11 protein-coding genes are annotated in these 18,539 nt (G+C 69.4%); 7 read left to right on the top strand and 4 right to left on the bottom strand.

The features are described 5' to 3' along the window. A partial coding sequence (locus C693_RS20735; RefSeq protein WP_017460296.1) for a DUF885 domain-containing protein occupies positions 1 to 1,718 on the bottom strand: 1,718 nt, incomplete at its 3' end. 187 nt (positions 1,719 to 1,905) lie between these two features. Between C693_RS20735 and C693_RS0100575 the strand changes: the two genes are divergently transcribed. Beyond that, positions 1,906 to 2,664, top strand: coding sequence for a tetratricopeptide repeat protein (locus C693_RS0100575; RefSeq protein ID WP_017460297.1), 759 nt, complete (start codon positions 1,906 to 1,908; stop codon positions 2,662 to 2,664). 25 nt (positions 2,665 to 2,689) lie between these two features. Here the strand turns inward: C693_RS0100575 and C693_RS0100580 are convergent, their stop codons facing one another. Continuing rightward, on the bottom strand, positions 2,690 to 4,285 hold the full coding sequence (locus C693_RS0100580; protein ID WP_017460298.1) for a tryptophan halogenase family protein: 1,596 nt from the start codon (positions 4,283 to 4,285) through the stop codon (positions 2,690 to 2,692). A 198-nt stretch (positions 4,286 to 4,483) separates the two neighbouring features. Here C693_RS0100580 and C693_RS0100585 point away from each other — a divergent pair, with 198 nt between their 5' ends. Then, positions 4,484 to 5,029, top strand: coding sequence for a hypothetical protein (locus C693_RS0100585; RefSeq protein WP_017460299.1), 546 nt, complete (start codon positions 4,484 to 4,486; stop codon positions 5,027 to 5,029). 126 nt (positions 5,030 to 5,155) lie between these two features. Here C693_RS0100585 and C693_RS0100590 read toward each other — a convergent pair whose 3' ends face one another. Then, complete coding sequence (locus C693_RS0100590; protein WP_017460300.1) at positions 5,156 to 5,812, bottom strand: glutathione S-transferase family protein; 657 nt, start codon at positions 5,810 to 5,812, stop codon at positions 5,156 to 5,158. A gap of 184 nt (positions 5,813 to 5,996) precedes the next feature. Here C693_RS0100590 and C693_RS0100595 point away from each other — a divergent pair, with 184 nt between their 5' ends. The 5 genes from C693_RS0100595 (at position 5,997) to C693_RS0100615 (ending at position 17,333) form a co-directional block, all read left to right on the top strand. After that, a complete protein-coding gene (locus tag C693_RS0100595) occupies positions 5,997 to 10,988 on the top strand; it encodes an alpha-2-macroglobulin family protein (protein WP_017460301.1) in 4,992 nt (1,663 codons plus the stop codon). Between the two features lie 98 nt (positions 10,989 to 11,086). Beyond that, a complete protein-coding gene (gene pbpC, locus C693_RS0100600) occupies positions 11,087 to 13,465 on the top strand; it encodes a penicillin-binding protein 1C (protein ID WP_017460302.1) in 2,379 nt (792 codons plus the stop codon). A 57-nt stretch (positions 13,466 to 13,522) separates the two neighbouring features. Further along, positions 13,523 to 15,019: an amidase gene (locus C693_RS0100605; RefSeq protein ID WP_017460303.1), complete on the top strand. Its 1,497-nt coding sequence runs from the start codon at positions 13,523 to 13,525 to the stop codon at positions 15,017 to 15,019. Positions 15,020 to 15,053: 34 nt separating this feature from the next. After that, positions 15,054 to 15,692: a glutathione S-transferase family protein gene (locus C693_RS0100610; protein WP_026107071.1), complete on the top strand. Its 639-nt coding sequence runs from the start codon at positions 15,054 to 15,056 to the stop codon at positions 15,690 to 15,692. Between the two features lie 111 nt (positions 15,693 to 15,803). Beyond that, positions 15,804 to 17,333 (top strand): glucosyltransferase domain-containing protein, encoded by a 1,530-nt coding sequence (locus C693_RS0100615; protein ID WP_157798522.1) that lies wholly within the window; start codon positions 15,804 to 15,806, stop codon positions 17,331 to 17,333. 3 nt (positions 17,334 to 17,336) lie between these two features. Here C693_RS0100615 and C693_RS0100620 read toward each other — a convergent pair whose 3' ends face one another. Further along, positions 17,337 to 18,482 carry a DUF1615 domain-containing protein gene (locus tag C693_RS0100620; protein ID WP_017460306.1) on the bottom strand — a complete coding sequence of 382 codons (1,146 nt, stop codon included), beginning with the start codon at positions 18,480 to 18,482 and terminating at the stop codon, positions 17,337 to 17,339. Between the last annotated feature and the right edge of the window lie 57 nt (positions 18,483 to 18,539).

Genomic DNA, 18,539 nt, shown 5'->3' on the forward strand with positions numbered 1-18,539 from the left:
GGCGGCCCGCCGTAGCTGAGGAACTGGTCGTGGAAGGCCTTCAGCGCGTCCGGTCCCGGGTGCCTGGCCATCCAGTCCTGGCGCAGCTGCATGATCATCAGCTTGCCCAGCGTGTAGTTGAGGTAGGCCGGGTCGTAGGTGCCACGCGCGGCCTGCTGGCGGGCGCTGCCCGGGTCCTGGAAGGCCTGTTCGCGGAACATCTTTTCCGACTCGGCCATGGTCATGCCGCCGGTGTGCAGGCCGATCGCCGAGAGGTAGCGCACGTCGCGCAGCAGCGCGTTGGTGAGCTGGCCGATGTGCACTTCCGGCGTGGCGCCGTCGACGCCCTGGTCGAACATCATCTCCTCGGCGTAGTGCGCCCAGCCCTCGGCATAGGCGTAGCCGACGAACAGCCGGCCGAACATCCACTGGGCCCGGTTGGCATGCAGGAACTGCAGGAAGTGGCCCGGCCACACCTCGTGCGAGGAGACGAACAGCAGCGCCGCCTTGCCCGGCACGTAGGCGGCCTGGTCGGCCTTGCTCCAGTGCGGATCGGGCGGGGCGATGTAGTAGACCGACGGCAGGTTCTTCTCGTACGGGCCGGGGATCTCGATGTAGGCGAAGTTCCAGCGGTTGAACGGCGGGGCTTCCTCCACCTTGGCCTGCTCGGTGCCGGGAATCGTCACCAGGTTCTTGTCGACGATGAACTGGCGCAGCCCGGCCAATTGCTTGCGCGCGCCTTCGACCGCACCGCCGGTGGGCTTGTCCGCGGCCTCCTTGGCCACGCAGGCGGCCAGCGACTTGCCGGGGGCGAACTGGTCGCAGGCGCTCTTGAGCGCGGCGAGGTTGCGCTTGAGGTCCGACTCGCCGACGGCCTTGAGCTGGTCCAGCGGCAGGTCGACCCGCTCGGTGGCCTTGAGCATGGCGGCGAACTTGTCCGCGCCCAGCGCGAAGTCCTGGGTGGCGTGCGGCTTCTGCGCCTTGAGCCAGTCGGCCAGGTCCTGTGCGGCCTTGATCGCCGCCGCATTGGCGGTCTTGAAGCGCGCCTGCAGGGCCGGGTCCTTCACGCTGGCGAAGATGCCCGGTACGTCCTTCCGGAAGAACGCGGCGTAGCCGCCGAAGGAATTGACGCCCAGGTCGATGTAGCTCGCCGGCAGCGGCAGCTTCAGGTTCGCCTTCACCTGCGCCAGCGCGGTCGGCAGCGCCTCCTCGTAGCGCACGAAGGCCGCCATGCGGTCGGCCAGCGGCGCATAGGGCCGCGTCACGTACATGCTCGGCGAGAGATGGTCGGTGTAGAAGGCCGGGTTGGAATAGGGAAAGCCGGACTGCTCCAGCCAGAACAGCTGGCCGTCGATCACCGCCAGCACGTAGTCGCGATGGAAGCGGCCCTCGGCGTCGAGGCTGTCGTCGGTGAAGGCGGCGAAGGTGCTGCGCTCGTCGTGCAGCCACGTCGCCATCGCCTTCAGGCCGTCGGCGCTGTAGTCGGGGAGCTTGCCGTCGTACTCGTGCTTGCCGGCGTTGGCGGCGAACACCGGGTCATGCTCGAACATGCCCTGGATGAAGCCGTCCACCGCCGTGGCCAGTTCGGCGTCGCGGTGGGCGACCGGCCTGGACGCCGTGGTGGCCGCCGGCGTCGGCGCGGTGGCCTGGCTGGTCGGTGGGGCCTTGTCCTGCGAGCAGCCGACCAGCAGCGTGGTGGCGATGACGGCGGACAGCGTGAGCGTGCGCAACGGTCGCATGGTGACTCTCCCCGGGGTGTGTCGGACCTGCCGACATTAGGTGCTGCCGCCGCAAGGGGCAATCACCGGCGGATGGCGCCTGCCTGATGCGTGACTTGCGGACCGCGCGCGGCGCTGGCATACCGGAGCCAGCGGGCGGTGCCGCGGCACCGCGTGGAGCAGGTACGGGGCGCAAGGGGAGACGAGGATGAAATGGAAGTACGCGGCGATCGCATCGATTGCCATGGGGCTGGCCGCCTGTGCCACGCATCCGGACAAGCCGGCCGGGCAGGACGTGCGGATCGTGCAGCCGGATCCGGCCGAGCAGGCTGCCGAGGACGCGCAGGTGCAGCGCGTGGTCGAGGGCGTGCGGATGATCCAGCAGGGCCACGTCCAGGCGGCCATCGACGGGCCGTTCGACGAGGTGGCCGGGTATTACGAGAAGAAATACCGGGGACACACCGACACGATCTTCAGCGCCCGTGGCATGCCCGACGCCCTGCTGTATTCGACGGTGGCGGCCAAGGACAAGCACATCACCTCGTCCCGGGTGATCGGCCCGGCCTGGGCGATGGCGTACTGGGGACGTGGCTACGCCTACAACGAGATGGCCCGTTACGACGACGCCATCGTCGAACTGGACAAGGCGCTTGCACTGGCGCCGTTCGACACGCAGTACAACATCGAGATCGGGTTCGCCTACCAGCGCAAGCGTGCGTGGGAGGAATCGCTGAAGCACTACGAAGTGGCCGAGCGTTTCGCCAGGCTGACGGCCGACGACAAGAATGTGACCGACATGACCTGCAAGGCGCTGCGCGGCGAGGGCTACGACCTGGTCGAGCTGCATCGTTACCCCGAGGCGCGTGCGGCCTACCGGAAGTGCCTGGCGCTGATTCCCGGCGAGCCGAGGTCGCTCGGCGAACTGAAATACATCGATCGCGTGGCAGGGCCGGAAGCGACGCCGTGAGGCGATCGCATCGGCCGGGTCCCGATCACCAGAAATAGACCTGCAGCGATTCCTCGCGTGGCCGCGGCGGAATGGCGCCGAGCAGTTCGCGGTGGTCGGGGAAGTTGCGCGCGCTGCGTTCGATCAGGTTGTCGATCGCGGCGAGGCTGTGCGGCGCATCGCCGGAGGCATGTGAGCCGACGTCATCGGGGAACAGGCCCATGCCGGCGAGCAGGCTGTACCAGGACATCACCGGATAGCCCTGGCCGAAGGCGCCGCTGCGGATGCCGCCGACGATCGGCCGGCTCGCCAGCCAGGTCCTGAGCAGGCGCACCAGCGGCTCGGACAGGTGGGTGTTGGCCGCGTTGGCGCGCCAGTAGTCGGTGTCGGTGCGGGTGTTGGTCTTGTAGTGCGCCACGATGTAGTCGCGGGTACCGTCGAACTGCGCGTTCACCGCGGTGTTGAACGCGGCCTGCGCCGATTCGCCGAGGTCGCCCTTCTCCAGCGCCGCCACGAACAGACCGGCCGTGCGCTGCACCAGCATCAGCGCGGTGGCTTCCAGCGGTTCGATGAAGCCCTGTGCCAGCCCGACGGCCAGGCAGTTGCGGTGCCAGTGGCGCTCGACGCGGCCGGTGCGCATGCGCAGGTGGCGGGCAGGGACGTCGGCATCGAGCAGACCCAGGTGCTGGCGCAGCTCGGTCTCGGCCTGCTCGGGCGTGCAGTGCGCGGTGCTGTAGACGTAGCCGTTGCCGTAGCGGGCCGTGAGCGGGATCTTCCAGGCCCAGCCGTGGCGCAGTGCGGTGGAGATGGTCTGCGACATGATCGGGCCGTGCAGCGGCGTGGGCAGGGCCACGGCGGCGTCGTTGAACAGGGCATCGGCGTACGAGGCGTACGGCGTCTTCAGGGTCTTCTCGATCAGCAGCCCGCTGAAGCCGGTGCAGTCGACGAAGAAGTCCGCTTCGAAACACTCGTCTCCCTCCAGTTGCAGGCTGGCGATATTGCCCTGTTCGTCGCACTGCACCGCGTCCACGTGGCGGGGCAGGTGGCGGATGCCCCGCTCCAGCGCCTTGCGCTGCAGGAACTGCCCCAGCTTCACCGAATCGAAGTGGTAGCCGTACCAGACGTCGAACGGGAACTCATGGCGCGGTCGCGGCGCCTTGCAATCGCGGGCGAGCCGGGCGGCGATGAAGTAGCGGTCCGGATGCGCGTGGACGTCCTCGCGGTCCAGCCGGCGGTGCACGTTGTCGACGAACTGGGTCATCGTCAGGTTGTCGAGCATCGAGGCGAAGGCGTGGAAATAGCGCTCGAAGCCCGGCCGGGTCGACCATCCATCGAAGGTGATGCCGGCCTTGTAGGTGGCGTCGCAGGCCGGCATCCACTCGGACTCCTCGATGCCGATCTCCTCGAAGAAGCCGCGCATCCACGGCGTGGAGCCCTCGCCGACGCCGATCGCGCCGACCTGCGGCGACTCCAGCACGGTCACCTCGATGCGTTCGCCGTAGCCGGAGTTCGCCAGCAGCAGGGCCGTCATCCAGCCGGCGGTGCCGCCGCCGACGACGGCGATGTGGCGCACCGGCGGTTCGGCGAGCGCCACGCGACGGGTGCGGGGCTGGTGACGGTAGACGGTGGCGGTGTCGGACATGTCGTGGTTGTTCTGAGGCGGTGGGTGAGCCTGACTGCCTGGACCAGGCATCATGCCGGGACAGCCGTCCCGGAACCCGATCGACGGGAGGATTTGGTGCTAATCTGAACTGGCCAGTCGAGGAATAGGACGTTCGCCGATGGCTTCGTTCCATCTCGAACCATGTGCGACTGGCACCCCTGACTCAAGGAGGTCGTCATGAAACTTGCTCTCCCCATCGCCCTGGCGGGATGCCTGGCAATCGGCAGCGCGGCGGTACACGCCGAAAGCCAATCATTGAACAGCTTCCCCAATCACGTCCTGCCCGTGCTGGTGCGGGTGGATTCCCACGGCAAGGTAACCGATGTCTCGTCTGCGGTGGAATTGACCCCGCACTACGAGCGCCTGTTGCGCGCAACGCTCGACGAGATGATCACCAAGCCGGCGTCCGACCACGGCAAGCCGGTGGCCAGCCAGTTCGTCATCAAGCTTGGCTTGCAGGCCAAGCCGCGGAGCGATGGCAAGTACGACGCGAGCTTTTTCTACGTGGGTGCCCAGCCGGTCCCCGCCGGCCGGTGGATCTGGCAGCACGAGGATGGCCATCGTCTGGCATTGGTGAACAGCGAAATGATCCGCAACCAGTTCAAGCATCGCTGGACCAACAACGGCTGGTTCGCGCCGCCGCCGGGCCTGTCGGCGCCGCGCAACCCGCCGCCGGCGCCCAAGGCGAACTGCACGTCTGCGGGGCACAGCGGCAAGCCCTGATCGCTCCGCTGGAGCGGACGCCAGGAAAGCGGCAGCTTCGGCTGCCGCTTTTCGTTTCGGGGCCGTCGGAGTGACGCACGGGTCGAAGCTTGCCGCCGTCCATGGCTCCGCGATGTCTTCGCAGCCCTAGTCCCGGTCCGGCGCGCCGAGCGGAAAGTACTGGCGATAGGGGCGTGCTTCGTCCACTGCGCGGATCATCGACGGTAGGGCCAGCAGGCGGGCGCGATAGGCGCGGACGTTGGTGCAGGCGGCTGGGATCGGGTGTGTCCAGTCGGCATAGAACAGGAATGGCGCGGCGCCACAGTCCGCCAGGCTGAACGCGTCCCCGGCGGCCCAGGTACGCCCGGCCATGTGCTGCTCCAGCCAGCGGTAGCTGGTATCGAGCATCGCGCGCGCTTCCTCCACTCCGTGCCCATCGCGGCGGTCGGCCGGGCGCAACTGGTCGAACACGATCTTCTGCTGCGGTGTGGACACGTAGTTGTCGAAGAATCGGTCCAGCTGCCGTATCTCCAGTGCCATGTCGGGATCGTCCGGGATCAGCTGTGGGCGGTCCGGGTGCCGCTGCTGCAGGTACTCGATGATGCAGGTGGCCTCGATCACGGTGCGCTCGCCGTCATGCAGCAGCGGAAACCGCTTCATCGGCCATAACCGGGTGAGCTCGTCCATTGCGCCGGGGGATTCGAGATGGCGGTACTCGAACGGCGCCTCCTGCTCGTACAGCGCGAGCAGCACCTTCTGGCAGTAGGACGAGAACGGGTGGGCGTACAGGCGGGGAAGGGGCATGCGAAGCTCCGGGCGGGATGTCCGTGTCGACGACGCCTGGCCCTGGCGGAAATCGACAGCGCGGCGGATTCGCGCCGGGTGTTCGCCCGGGCATGACAGAATCCGCGGGGTGGCTGCCCGCGCTGCGCCACCGCATTGCCACCAAAGGAAGCCATACTTCGGCTGTATCCAGGGAGAGGTTCTCATGTCACGTCCGTCGATGATGCATCGTCGCTCCATCCTGTCGCCCGCGCGTCTGCTGGCACCCCTGCTGGGTGTCCTGCTGGTTGCCTGCAGCGGCCATCCACAGGGCGACGAGCCCGTGCTGCAGAGCACGCCGGCACCGGCGGCGAGTGCGGGAAAGACCCATTCCGCCCATTTCCGGCTGTCGTCGGCGAGCGCCTCGGTGAAAGATGGCCGCAGCCAGCTCGACCTGGTGTTCGACACCCGGCTGGCGGCGGCGCAGAGCTTCGACCAGCTGGTTGCGGTGAATGGCCCGTCCGGAGAGACCGTCAGTGGCAGCTGGAGCCTGGGCAGCGACGGCACCACGCTCAGCTTTCCGTTCGTCAATCCGGACCGCCGCTACTCCGTCGAGGTCAAGCCCGGCTTGCTGGCCGCGGACGGGCGCTCGCTGGGCGAGACGGTTCACAAGGACATCTATTCCGGCAATCTGCCGGGGGCGGTCGGATTCGCCTCCCACGGCAGCGTGCTGCCGGCGCGTGGCACCCGCGGGCTGCCGCTGGTGTCGGTGAACGTGCACGATGCCGACATCGAGTTCTTCCGGGTCCACGACGACGAACTCTCCGACCTGTTCTGCGCCTATCCGCGCAATGGCCACCGTGACAACTACGAGCTGGACCACGACCCCTACTGGTACGACACCTGCAGCAAGGACAAGCGCGCCAAGCGGTCGATCACCGACATGGCCGACTCGGTCTATGCCAACCATTACACGCTGAAGGGCGCGCCGAACGAGCGCACGGTCACCTACATCCCGGTGCAGGACGTCCCCGAGCTGTCGCAGCCGGGCGTCTACATGGCCGTGGTGAAGGCCGGTGGCACCTTCCGCGGCGGCTACGACACCGCGGTGTTCTTCGTCAGCGACCTGGGCCTGCACCTGCGTGTCTACAAGGACAACGTGCTGCTGCACGTCGCCTCGTTGCGCGACGGTACGCCGGTGGCCGGCGTCGACGTCACGGTGCAGGACGCTTCTGGCCACACCACGCTGAAGGCCACCACCGACGACGGTGGCAACGCGCTGATGGCCTACCGGGTACGCCCGGCCGACGTGCTGGTGGCGCGGCACGGCAAGGATGTGTCGGTGCTGCCGTTCAACCGCCCGGCACTGGACGTCTCGAACTTCGACATCACCGGGCGCAAGCAGGCGCCGTTCGAGGTGTACGCGTGGTCGGGGCGAGATCTCTACCGCCCCGGCGAGACGTTGCACGCCTCGGCGTTGTTGCGCGATGCGGACGGCAAGCCGATGAAGGCGCAGTCGCTGTTCGTGCGCGTACGCCAGCCTGATGGGCGCACGCTGGCCGATACCCGGCTGGAGCCCAAGGCACTCAACTACTACGACCTCAGCGAGGCGATCCCGGCCGATGCCGCCACCGGGCTGTGGCAACTGGAGTTCCGCCTCGACCCGGCCAGCAAGGAGTCGGTGCAGGCGTTCCCGTTCCATGTGGAGGAGTTCCTGCCCGAGCGCCTGAAGGTGACGCTGGACAGCCCGCAGGCGCGGCTGGCGCCGGACGAGCCGCTGCAGCTGAAAGTGGCCTCGAGCTACCTGTACGGTGCGCCGGCCGCCGGCAACCGCTTTACCGCCAAGCTGCTGGTGTCGCCGGAAGTGCACCCGGTCGCCAGCATGAAGGACACCTTCTTCGGCGATCCCACGGTGGACCTGCCCAAGTCGGCGGATGACGTCGTCGACACCAAGCTCGATGCCCAGGGCGCACTGGACCAGGATGTGCCACTTCCCGACGACGTGAAGCCGGTCGCGCCGCTGGCGGTGACGTTGTCCGGCAGCGTTTACGAGACCGGCGGCCGCGCCGTCACCCGCCTGCTCAAGCGCACCTACTGGCCGGCGGACCGCCTGGTCGGCGTGCGGCCGGAGTTCGATCCGAAGCAGGGCGCGGAGAGCGAGGCGCCAGCGGGTTTCGAGATCGTCCGCGTCAACGCCGAGGGGCAGCGCATCGCCGGTCACCATCTGAAGGTGCGGTTGCAGCGCGAGCTGCGCGATTTCTACTGGCTGTACGAGCGCAACGGCGGCTGGAAGGCCGACGCCAATGCCAGCCTGCAGCTGGTCGACGAAAAGGACGTCGACGTCGGTGCCAGCGGCACCACCCGCGTCGAGTTCCCGGTGCAGTGGGGCAGCTACCGCATCGAGGTGTACGACCCGGACACGAAGCTGACCACGGTGTTCCCGTTCTTCGCCGGCTACAGCTGGGATGACGAGAACCTGGGCAAGGAGGCGCGTCCGGACAAGGTGAAGCTGGCGCTGGACAAGGCACGCTATCGCGCCGGCGACACCATGAAGGTCACCGTCACGCCGCCGCATGACGGCCCCGGCGTGCTGATGGTCGAGTCCGATCACCTGCTGTACCTGAAGGACATCGATGCCAAGGCCGGATCGACCTTCTCGATCCCCGTCACCAAGGACTGGGAGCGCCACGACGTGTACGTGGTCGCGCTGGTGTTCCGCGGCGGCGAGGCCACCGAGCGCACCACACCCGCGCGCGCGATGGGCGTGGAATACGTGACGATGGACCGCAACGACCGGCGCATCCCGCTCACGCTCAAGGCGCCCTCGCTGATGCGTCCGGGCAACCCGCTGGACGTGACGGTGCAGGCCACCGGTCTGGCCGGCAAGGAGGGCTACGTCACCCTGTCGGCAGTCGACCAGGGCGTCATCAACATCACCGACTACCCGGTACCCGACGCCTGGTCATGGATGTTCGCCAAGCGCGCGCTGGCGACCGAGGCATACGACCTTTACAGCCGCCTGATCGAGGCGATGGACGGCGACACCGGGCGCCTGCGCTACGGCGGCGACATGAGCGGACCGGCGCTGCCGAAGGCCGCGCGCATCAACCCCAAGGTGAAGATCGTCGACCTGTTCGCCGGCCCGGTGGCGTTCGACGCGCAGGGGCGGGCGCAGCTGCATGTGGACGTCCCCGATTTCAACGGCAGCCTGCGGCTGAGCGCGCTGGCCTTCACCGCCGACCGTTTCGGCAACGCCGATGGCGCGATCACCGTGCGGGCACCGCTGGTGGTCGAGCCCAGCACGCCGCGCGTGATGGCGGCCGGGGACAAGGCGGTGGTCAGCCTCGACCTGAAGAACCTCTCGGGCAAGGACGGCACCGCCCGGGTCAAGGTCACCACCACCGGGCCGGTGCGGCTGGAGCACGGCGAGCAGAGCGTGCCGTTGAAGGACGGCGCCGGCACCACGCTCACGCTGCCGGTGACGGCCTTGCCCGGCGCCGCGGTGGCCGGCGTGGACATCCATGCCCAGCTCAACGACTACCAGGTCGACCGTCACTTCGAGTTTGCCGTGCGCCCGGCCTGGCCGGAGGTGCTGCATACCCGGCCGATGGCGCTGGAGGGCGGCAAGGCGGTCACGCTGGGCAGCGAACAGCTCGCCGGGCTGATTCCGGCCACGGTGCATGCGCGGCTGAGCCTGAGCACGTTGCCGCCGCTGCCCTATGGCTCGGCGCTGCGTGACATCCTCAGGTACCCGTATGGCTGTATCGAGCAGACCACCAGCAAGGGCTATGCGGCCCTGATCCTGGATGGCGACACGGCGAAGGCGCTGGGGCTGCCACCGATGGCGCCAGCCACGCGTCAGGCCGCGGTGGAAGGGGCGCTGTCGCGTATCGCCTCGTTCCAGGCCGCGAACGGGCACTTCAGTTTCTGGGGCGGCACCAGCCCGATCATGACCTTCACCACGCCGTACGTGGTGGACTTCATGCTCGATGCCCGAGATGCCGGTTTTGCCGTACCCCAGGACGTGCTGCAGAAAGCGCTGCAGCGGCTCAGCGACGACCTGCTGGCCGGCGGCCACCCTTACTACGGCTACGAGCACCACGACCACATGCGCATTGCCGACGAGGCCTATTCCGGCTTCGTGCTGGCCCGCGTGAACCGCGCGCCGCTGGGCACGCTGCGGGCGATCTTCGACAACGAGCGCAGCAAGCTGGTCGGTCCGCTGCCGCTGGTCCACTTCGGCATCGCATTCAAGTTGATGGGCGACAACGAGCGCGCGCAGAAGGCGATCGCCGAGGCCTTCGCCTGGAACAAGGAGCGCCCGTGGTACGTCGGCGACTACGGCTCGGACCTGCGCGATCTCGCCCTGATGGTGGCGCTCACCCACACCTACGGCCTGAACAAGCCGGAGTACGACGCCAAGCTGATCGACTGGGCGCGCAACGTCGACACCTACGTGCGCGGCCGCAAACAGGAGGACCCGCTGTTCTTCTGGTCCTGGTCCTACCTGAGCACCCAGGAGCAGGTGGCGATCGCCCGTGTGGCCAAGGCCTTCGGTGCCGCCGGTTCGGCGCCGCTGGCCGCCTCGATCACCGTCGGCGGCAAGACCGAGCAGGCGCCGGAGGCGCGCGTGTGGACGCGCGACCTCGACGCGGCCGAGCTGGCCTCGGGGGTGCGCCTGCAGCCGACCGGCGACGCCACCGTGTTCGCGACGCTGGACACGGCCGGCATCACCAAGGCGCCGCCGCCGCCCGACGACAGCCAGGTCGACGTGCGCCGCAGCTACTTCACCACCGACGGCAAGCCATGGGATGGCGACACGCTGAAGGAGGGCGACACGCTGATCGTGGAGCTGACCATCGAGGCACGGACGTTCATGCCCGACGCGATGGTGACCGACCTGCTGCCCGGTGGCCTGGAGGTGGAGAACCTCAACCTCAGCGGCACCCAGCAGTGGGCCGGCGTGGTGATCGACGGGATCGACCTGCAGCAGCACGACTCGGCCGCCCAGGTGCAGCACGAGGAGTATCGCGACGACCGCTACGCCGCCGCGCTGAAGCTCGATCGCGGCGACGCAGCCCACGTGTTCTACCTGGTGCGCGCGGTGACGCCGGGCACCTACACCGTGCCGCCGCCGCAGGTGGAGGACATGTACCGCCCGGCGATCCGCGGCATCGGCAAGTCCGACCCGGTGCAGATCAAGGTGGTGGAGCCGTGACCGACGAGGCGTGAGCCGCCGGTCGAGCGGTGTCTCCGCGGTTCCCGCGGAGACACCGCATCACGCCCAGTACGAGGCGACGGGACAACGTTGACGGGATGACCGAACAGATCGAAACCCTCCTGCCGGGGCGCCGCCGGCGCCTCTGGCGCTGGCTGCGTCGCATCGGCATCGTCTTCGGTGTCCTGCTGCTCACGGCCGCGATCCTCGATCGCCTGTTCCCGTTGCCGCTGCCGAAGCCCGACGGCGGCAGCACGGTCGTGCTGGCCCGCGACGGCACGCCGCTGCGCGCGTTCGCCGACAGTGACGGCGTGTGGCGCTACCCGGTGACCGTAGACACGGTGTCGCCGCTGTACCTCACCGCACTGATGGGTTACGAGGACCGCTGGTTCTACCGTCATCCGGGGGTGAACCCCTACGCCCTGGCGCGTGGCCTAGCCGGCGGGCTGCTGCACGGGCGCATCGTTTCGGGGGGCTCGACGCTGACCATGCAGGTGGCGCGGATCATCGAGCCGATCCCGCACACGTTTGGCGGCAAGTTCATCCAGATCCTGCGCGCGCTGCAGCTGGAGGCCCACCTCAGCAAGCGGCAGATCCTCGAGCTGTACCTCAACCACGCGCCGTTCGGCGGGCCGATCCAGGGTGTGGAGGCCGCCTCGTGGGCTTACCTGGGCAAGCCGGCGGCACAGTTGTCGCGGGCGGAGGCGGCGCTGCTGGCGGTGCTGCCGCAGGCGCCCAGCCGGTTGCGGCCGGATCGACATCCGCAGGCGGCGCGGGCCGCCCGCGACAAGGTGCTGGGGCGCCTGCGCGACGAAGGCATCTGGAGCGCCGCACAGGTGCGTGCGGCACGGATCGAGCCGGTGGTCGCGCGTTCGCTGCGTGCGCCGTTGTCGGCCGCACTGCTGGCCGAACGCCTGCATCGCGAACAGCCGCGGGCGCGGCGGATCACCACCACCATCGATGCGGACCTGCAACGCGCGGCAGAAGACCGCGTCAGCGACTACCTCTCGCGCCTGCCGCGCCACACCACGGCGGCTCTGCTGGTGGTGGACAACGCGACCCACGAGGCGCGGGTCTACCTGGGTACCAGCGACTTCGCCGATCCGGACCGCCACGGTTACGTCGACATGGTGCAGGCGCCGCGCTCGCCGGGCTCCACGCTCAAACCGTTCCTCTACGGGCTGGCGCTGGACGACGGGCTGATCACGTCGGAGAGCCTGCTGGTCGACGCCCCCCAGGATTTCGACGGCTACCAGCCGGGCAATTTCGACGAGGCGTTTTCCGGCCCGGTCGGCGTGGCCGAGGCGCTGCAGCGCTCGCTCAACGTGCCGGCGGTGGACGTGCTCGACCGGGTCGGGCCGAACCGTTTCGTGGCACGGTTGGCCGCCGGTGGCGTGGACCTGGGCCTGCCGGCGGGCGCGAAGCCGAACCTGTCGATCATCCTCGGTGGCGCGGCGACCACGCTGGAGAACCTGGTGGGCGCCTACTCGGCGTTTGCCGATCGGGGCATCGCAGCGCCACCGCGCTACACCCCGCAGCAACCGTTGCAGCCGCGACGCATGCTGTCGCCGGGGGCGGCGTGGATCATCCGCGATATCCTCGCGCACAACCCGGCGGACGTGGAGGGTGCACCACTGGCCGGAGCCGTGAACCGTCACGCCGCGGTGGCGTGGAAGACCGGCACCAGCTACGGCTACCGCGACGCCTGGGCGATCGGCGTCACCGACCAGTTCACCATCGGCGTATGGATCGGCCGGCCCGACGGCACGCCGTCGCCCGGGCAGTACGGTGCGGTCACGGCCTTGCCGCTGCTGTTCCGGATCGCCGACATGCTGCCCGTACGCGGCGCAGCGGTACGTTTCGCCCAGCCGGCCAGCGTGCGCGCGCAGGTGATCTGCTGGCCGCTCGGCGGCACGCAGGCCGACACCGATCCTGCCCAGTGCCGGCAGCGGCGCACGGCCTGGGTGCTCGATGGCGCGGTTCCTCCGACGTTCGCCGAGCGTGGGCTGGGCGCCTGGTCGGCCGGCCTGGCCACCTTGCGGGTGGATGGCAAAGGGCGGCGCCTCAGCGCGACCTGCCGGGGGCAGGGCGAGCATGTCGAGCGCGTCGCGCGCTGGCCCGCGCTGGCCTCGCCCTGGCTCGATGCCGACGATCGCGCAGCGTCCGCCCTGCCGCCGCTGGCGCCGGGCTGTCCGGCAGACTCGCTGGACGACGCCGAACCGATCCGCATTGCCGGCATCGCCGACGGCACACGGCTGCGCCGTGCGCCGAACAGCAGCGAGCCACTGCGGGTCACCCTGCGTGCGCTGGGTGCCAGCGGCAACGTGCAGTGGTTGTTGGACGGCCGCCTGCAAGGCACCACGCAGGATGCGCACAGCATTCTGCTGCAGCTCGGCCAGCCCGGGGGGCACACCATCACCGCGCTCAGTGCAAGGGGTGCGTGGAGTTCGTTGCGGGTCGATGTCGCCGCGCCCTGAGGCGAGCACGGGTCCCGGTGCGGCCTTAGGATGGGGACTTTCCACCGGGGGCGCCCCATGTTCGACGAGTATGCAGAGCACGACGCCACCGCGCTGGCCGCGCTGATCGCCCGCCGCGAGGTCTCCTCCGGCGAAGTGCTCGACGCGGCGCTGGCACGGGCGGCGAGGGTGAATCCCACGCTGGCGGCGATCTGCCTGCCGATGGAGCCGATGGCGCGCGAGCGGGCAGCCGGGCCGCTCGATGGTCCGTTCGCCGGGGTGCCATTCCTGCTCAAGGACATGGCGCAGGACTACGCCGGCGTACCCAGTCCATCCGGCAGCCGAGCACTGCGTCACTGGGTGCCGGACCGTCACAGCGAGGTGGTTCGGCGTTTCCTCGATGCGGGCCTGGTGGTGTTCGGCAAGACCAGCTCGCCGGAGTTCGCGCTGAAGGCCGAGACCGCGCCGCGCGTATGGCCTCAGCCGACACGCAACCCGTGGGATCCCGCGCGCACGCCGGGCGGCTCGTCGGGCGGCGCGGCCGCGGCGGTCGCTGCCGGCATCGTGCCGGTGGCCGGTGCCTCCGATGGCGGCGGCTCGATCCGCATCCCGGCGTCCTACTGCGGCCTGTTCGGGCTGCGCCCGTCGCGCGGGCGCGTGCCCAACGGGCCCGACGAAGCCGAGCACTGGGAGGGGGCTTCCAGCCACCATGTGATCAGCCGCAGCGTGCGCGACTCGGCCCGCATGCTCGACGCCATCGCCGGTGCGGAGCACGGCGCGCCCTTCGTCATCGCCCCGCCCCCGCAGTCCTGGGCCGACGCGATCGCCCGGCCACCCCGGCGTCTGCGCATCGGCTTCAGTACGCGCTCGCCGCTGGGCACGCCGGTACATGCCCAGTGCGTGGCGGCGGTGCAGCGCGCGACGGCATTGCTGGCGGATCTGGGGCACCACGTGGAGGAGGCCGCGCCCGCAGTCGATGGCCCGGACCTGGCGCGCTGCTACGTCACCATGTACTTCGGCCAGACCGCGGCGGCGATGGCCCGGGCGCGGGCGCTGACCGGTGCCGGGGACGACGGCTTCGAACTGGAGACACGGATCCTCGGCCTGCTCGGAAGGGCAGTGAGCGCGGGGGAGTACGTCAGCCGGCATGCCCGCTGGAACGGCTTCAGCCATGCGCTGGCGGACTTCCACCAGCGTTACGACCTGTACCTCACGCCCACCACCGCCCAGCCACCCAACCGTATCGGCGAGCTCGACACGCCGCCTGGCCAGCGGCGACTGGCGCGGCTGGTACTTGCGTTGCGTGCGGGGCGCCTGCTGATGCTCACCGGCATGGTCGACGAACTGGTGGAAACCAGCCTGTCGCGCGTGCCGTTCACCCAGTTGTCCAACCTCACCGGCACGCCGAGCATGTCGGTGCCGCTGCACTGGGCGGTCGCCGAGGAGGGCGGTCCGGCGCTGCCGTTCGGGGTGCAGTTCATCGCGCCATTCGGCGACGAGGCGACCCTGTTGCAGTTGGCCGCCCAGCTCGAGCAGGCTGCGCCGTGGGCCGGTCGTCGGCCCGCCGAGCCGTGATGGACCCATCGCGCGTCTTTTTCCGGAGCCGAACGTGAATCCAGCCCCGCCCCTGTTGATCGGTCGCAGCAGTTCCCACTTCACGCGCGTCGCGCGCATCGTCGCGGCCGAGCTTGGCGTCGAGCTGGCCTTCCAGCCGGTCTACGACCTCGGTTCGCGCGACAGCGCCGACTACGGCGGCAACCCGGCGATGAAGCTGCCGGTGCTTCGGCTCGGCACCGAGACGGTGTTCGGCACCGAGAACATCTGCCGTACCCTGGCCGAGCGCTTTCCGGGCGAAGCCCGCATCCTCTGGACCGAGCAATTGCCCGGGGCGGCCACACGCAATGCGCAGGAAATGGTCTGGCACGCGATGGCGGCACAGGTGCAACTGGTGTTCGGTACCCAGGCGGCCGGGTTGCCTGCCGGCAATCTCTATTTTGCGAAGGCGGCGGAGGGTATGGCCCAGGTGCTGGCCTGGCTGGATGGGCACATCGACAGTGTGCTGGCCGCACTGCCGCCGCGCGGGGTGAGCCTGTTCGAGATCACGCTGTTCTGCCTGCTCGAACATCTGGATTTCCGACCCACGGTCGACTGGGTCGATCATCCGAGGCTGCGTGCCTTCGCCAGCGGATTCGCGCAGCGGCCATCGGCAGGGGCGACCCCTTACCGTTTCGACCGTCCGGTGGTCTAGTACGTCCCGGTCGGCATCGACCCGAAAGCGGCATGCAAGCGGGTGCCGCCCATCATTTTCAATGGCAGCGAGGCTCAAGGTTTGCGGATGGCGACAGCAGGACAGAGGGAAGTGCAATTGGATATCGAGCGGTTCCGCGCCGTGTTCTGGCGACTGGCCGGCCTGCTGCTGCTCGTGCTCTATCCCATCCTGCACGCGGATCGACCCTACAACGACGATCTGAAGCGCGCGCTGCTGGGACGGGCGAGCTGGGATTCCAACGGCCGCCCGTTGACCACCTTGCTGATGCGCGCACTGCAGGCCTACGACCACACCATGGTCGACATTGCGCCGCTGCCGCAGATCGGTGCGGCGCTGCTGCTGGCGTGGATCGGCGCGCGTGTGGCGGTGCGCTACACCCGCGCCTCGCCCTGGCTTGCGGCGCTGCTGGTGTTCCCGCTGGGCGCGCAGCCGTTCTTCCTCGAGAACCTGTCCTACCGCTTCGACGCCCTGAGCATGGCGCTGGCCGTGCTGCTGGCGGCCTGGCCGCTTTTGCTGCCGGACGGTCGCAGGCCCTGGCAGCGTGGCGTGCTGTGTCTGTTTGCCGCCCTGTGCCTGTACCAGCCAGCCACCAATGTGTTCCTGGTGCTCGCGCTGCTGGAGGCGTGGCAACTGCAGGACCGCGACCGCTCGCCGGCCGTGTGGCTGCGCCAGCTCGGCCTGCGTGCGTTGCAGTGGCTGGTGGCGATGGTGGTCTACGAGTTGCTGGTGGGGATGCACATCAGCGGCTGGGTGCGGCGCCAGGCCACGCCGATCCAGGGGCTGCACGAGCTGCCGCTGCTGGGTCACAACTTCGTCCTGTTCTACGGCTTCGCCGCCGATGCGTTCAATGCGCACTGGTGGAGCGTGTTCCTGCCGGTGCTGGTCGCGCTGGCGCTGGCGCCGGTCGCGATCGGGCTGCGGCACGCGCGCGGCCGCCCCCCCCTGGCGACGGTCGCGCTGGGCCTGGCTGCGCTGGCCATGCCGCTGGCGGTCATGGTGGCGGCGCTGGGGCCGATGCTGGTGCTGCGCGAGCCCGAGATCCGGCCGCGCGTGCTGATCGGCCTGGGTGCGTTGCTGGTGGCCGGACTGATCGCCCTGCACGAACTGCTCGCCGGCTGGCGCCGGGGCTCGCGGGTGAGTGCGGTCCTGGCAGGCGTGCTGGCCGCCGCGATGCTGGTCGTCGCCAGTGTGTACGGCAATGCCACGGCCGCGCAGCAGCGCATGGAGCGTCACGTCGCGGCGCTGCTCGCCGATGACCTGTCGGTACTGGCCTCCGGCCACTCCATCGTGGCGCTGCATGTATCCGGTTCGACCGGGTTCGCGCCATTGGCCGAGCATGCGGCGGTCGAGTTTCCGCTGCTGCGGACCCTGGTGCCGGGCTATCTCACCGATGCCGACCTGTTCGGTACCAGCGGTTTCCTGATGGACTACCTGCCGCACTGGGTGGACGCCCGCAAGCCGGACAGCATCCGCACCCGGCCGGAAGAGGCCGCTGCACTCGCCCGTTGCATGGCGACACCGCTGCGGCAGGCCGCCGGCTATCGGCTGTGCCTGGACGGCGACGTGGCACGGGTGGAGTTCCTGCCGGCCGCGCTGCCGTCGAGAGCCCAGCGGCGCTGAGCATCAGCGCATGTGTTCCATGCAGCTCCGGTAGCGGCTGTCGACCCGCTGGGCAAACCAGGCGGTGGTGAGCCGGCGGGTGATCTTCGGGCTCTCCAGCCGGATCCTCGGCAGCATCGCGCGCGGCAGCGGCCGGCCGTTGAGGCGGTCGGCGAGGGCGAAGACCCGGGTGTAGACCTCGGACTTGGAGAAGTCGGCCTGTTCGCCCCGGGTCAGCGCGCGATGGATCTCGTCCTGGCCCAGGTCCAGTCGGCCGGCCAGGGTGCGCAGGGCCAGTTCGGTCTTGCCCACCTCGCTCCAGCTGCCGTAGTTCACCAGGTCGCCATCGAGATCGAGCGGAATGCCGGACGCGCGCGTCACCGCATTCTGGAACGCCGCGTTGCGGCTGGCGTAGAAGCCGGCGTTGTAGTCGGCGAAGCGGTAGATCGGCGAGGGGTAGTCGGCCGGGTAGCCGAGCAGGTGGGCGATGCCGAAATACAGGCCGCCACGCCGCGTGAACACTTCGTGGCGAATCGAGCCTTCGACCGGGTACGGGTAGGGATGGTCTTTTGCGTACTGCTCGGCAAAGGCCACGCTGACCTGCATCGGGCCGCCGGTGTGGATCGGATTGGCGTCGCCGAACAACCGCTTGCCCAGCGGAACCATGCCGATGAAGTCCTCGTACACGCGACTCAGCTCGCGCTCGCTGCGCACCGCGTCGATGCGATCGGCGTAGCTGCGGCCGTCCGGGCCATGCAGCGCCAGCGCCGCGCGGACCAGGAACTGCGGAACGTGATGCCGGGCGGCACGACGATCGATCTCGGCGCGGGCGATCCGGCCGAGGCCGGGTACGGTCGGATCGGACTGGAAGTTGGATTCCTGGCCAGCCACCGCGATCACTGCGCACAGGTTGCTGCGGTCCGGCTCGATCCGCTGCGCGGCGAGCGCCGCGGTGATGTCGCGGGCCCAGTCTGTGCGGTCGTCGGTGTTCGCGGGCAGCACGTGGGCGATGCGCGCCTGCACCCGGGCCGGATCGTAGCCGGGGGACTGCACCTTCGGCGTGGTGCAGCCGGCGACCAGGGCAACCACGGCCAGCGTGAACAGGCGGGCGGACCACGGGCGATGCCGAAGGGACGTGCGTGCCTGGGCGGGCGGGTGGCTGGCGGTCATCAAGGGCGGGGCTGGCCGGGAAAACACGCATTGTCCGGCACTGCGGCTGTCGGCTGC

Source organism: Dyella ginsengisoli LA-4 (assembly GCF_000334915.1).
Taxonomy (GTDB): domain Bacteria; phylum Pseudomonadota; class Gammaproteobacteria; order Xanthomonadales; family Rhodanobacteraceae; genus Dyella_A; species Dyella_A ginsengisoli_A.

Excerpts from the sequence above, each read along its gene's own strand:
- C693_RS0100575 (WP_017460297.1), top strand. The coding sequence starts at position 1,906 with ATGAAATGGAAGTACGCGGCGATCGCATCGATTGCCATGGGGCTGGCC.
- C693_RS0100580 (WP_017460298.1), bottom strand. The coding sequence starts at position 4,285 with ATGTCCGACACCGCCACCGTCTACCGTCACCAGCCCCGCACCCGTCGC.
- C693_RS0100585 (WP_017460299.1), top strand. The coding sequence starts at position 4,484 with ATGAAACTTGCTCTCCCCATCGCCCTGGCGGGATGCCTGGCAATCGGC.
- C693_RS0100590 (WP_017460300.1), bottom strand. The coding sequence starts at position 5,812 with ATGCCCCTTCCCCGCCTGTACGCCCACCCGTTCTCGTCCTACTGCCAG.
- C693_RS0100595 (WP_017460301.1), top strand. The coding sequence starts at position 5,997 with ATGTCACGTCCGTCGATGATGCATCGTCGCTCCATCCTGTCGCCCGCG.
- pbpC (WP_017460302.1), top strand. The coding sequence starts at position 11,087 with ATGACCGAACAGATCGAAACCCTCCTGCCGGGGCGCCGCCGGCGCCTC.
- C693_RS0100605 (WP_017460303.1), top strand. The coding sequence starts at position 13,523 with ATGTTCGACGAGTATGCAGAGCACGACGCCACCGCGCTGGCCGCGCTG.
- C693_RS0100620 (WP_017460306.1), bottom strand. The coding sequence starts at position 18,482 with ATGACCGCCAGCCACCCGCCCGCCCAGGCACGCACGTCCCTTCGGCAT.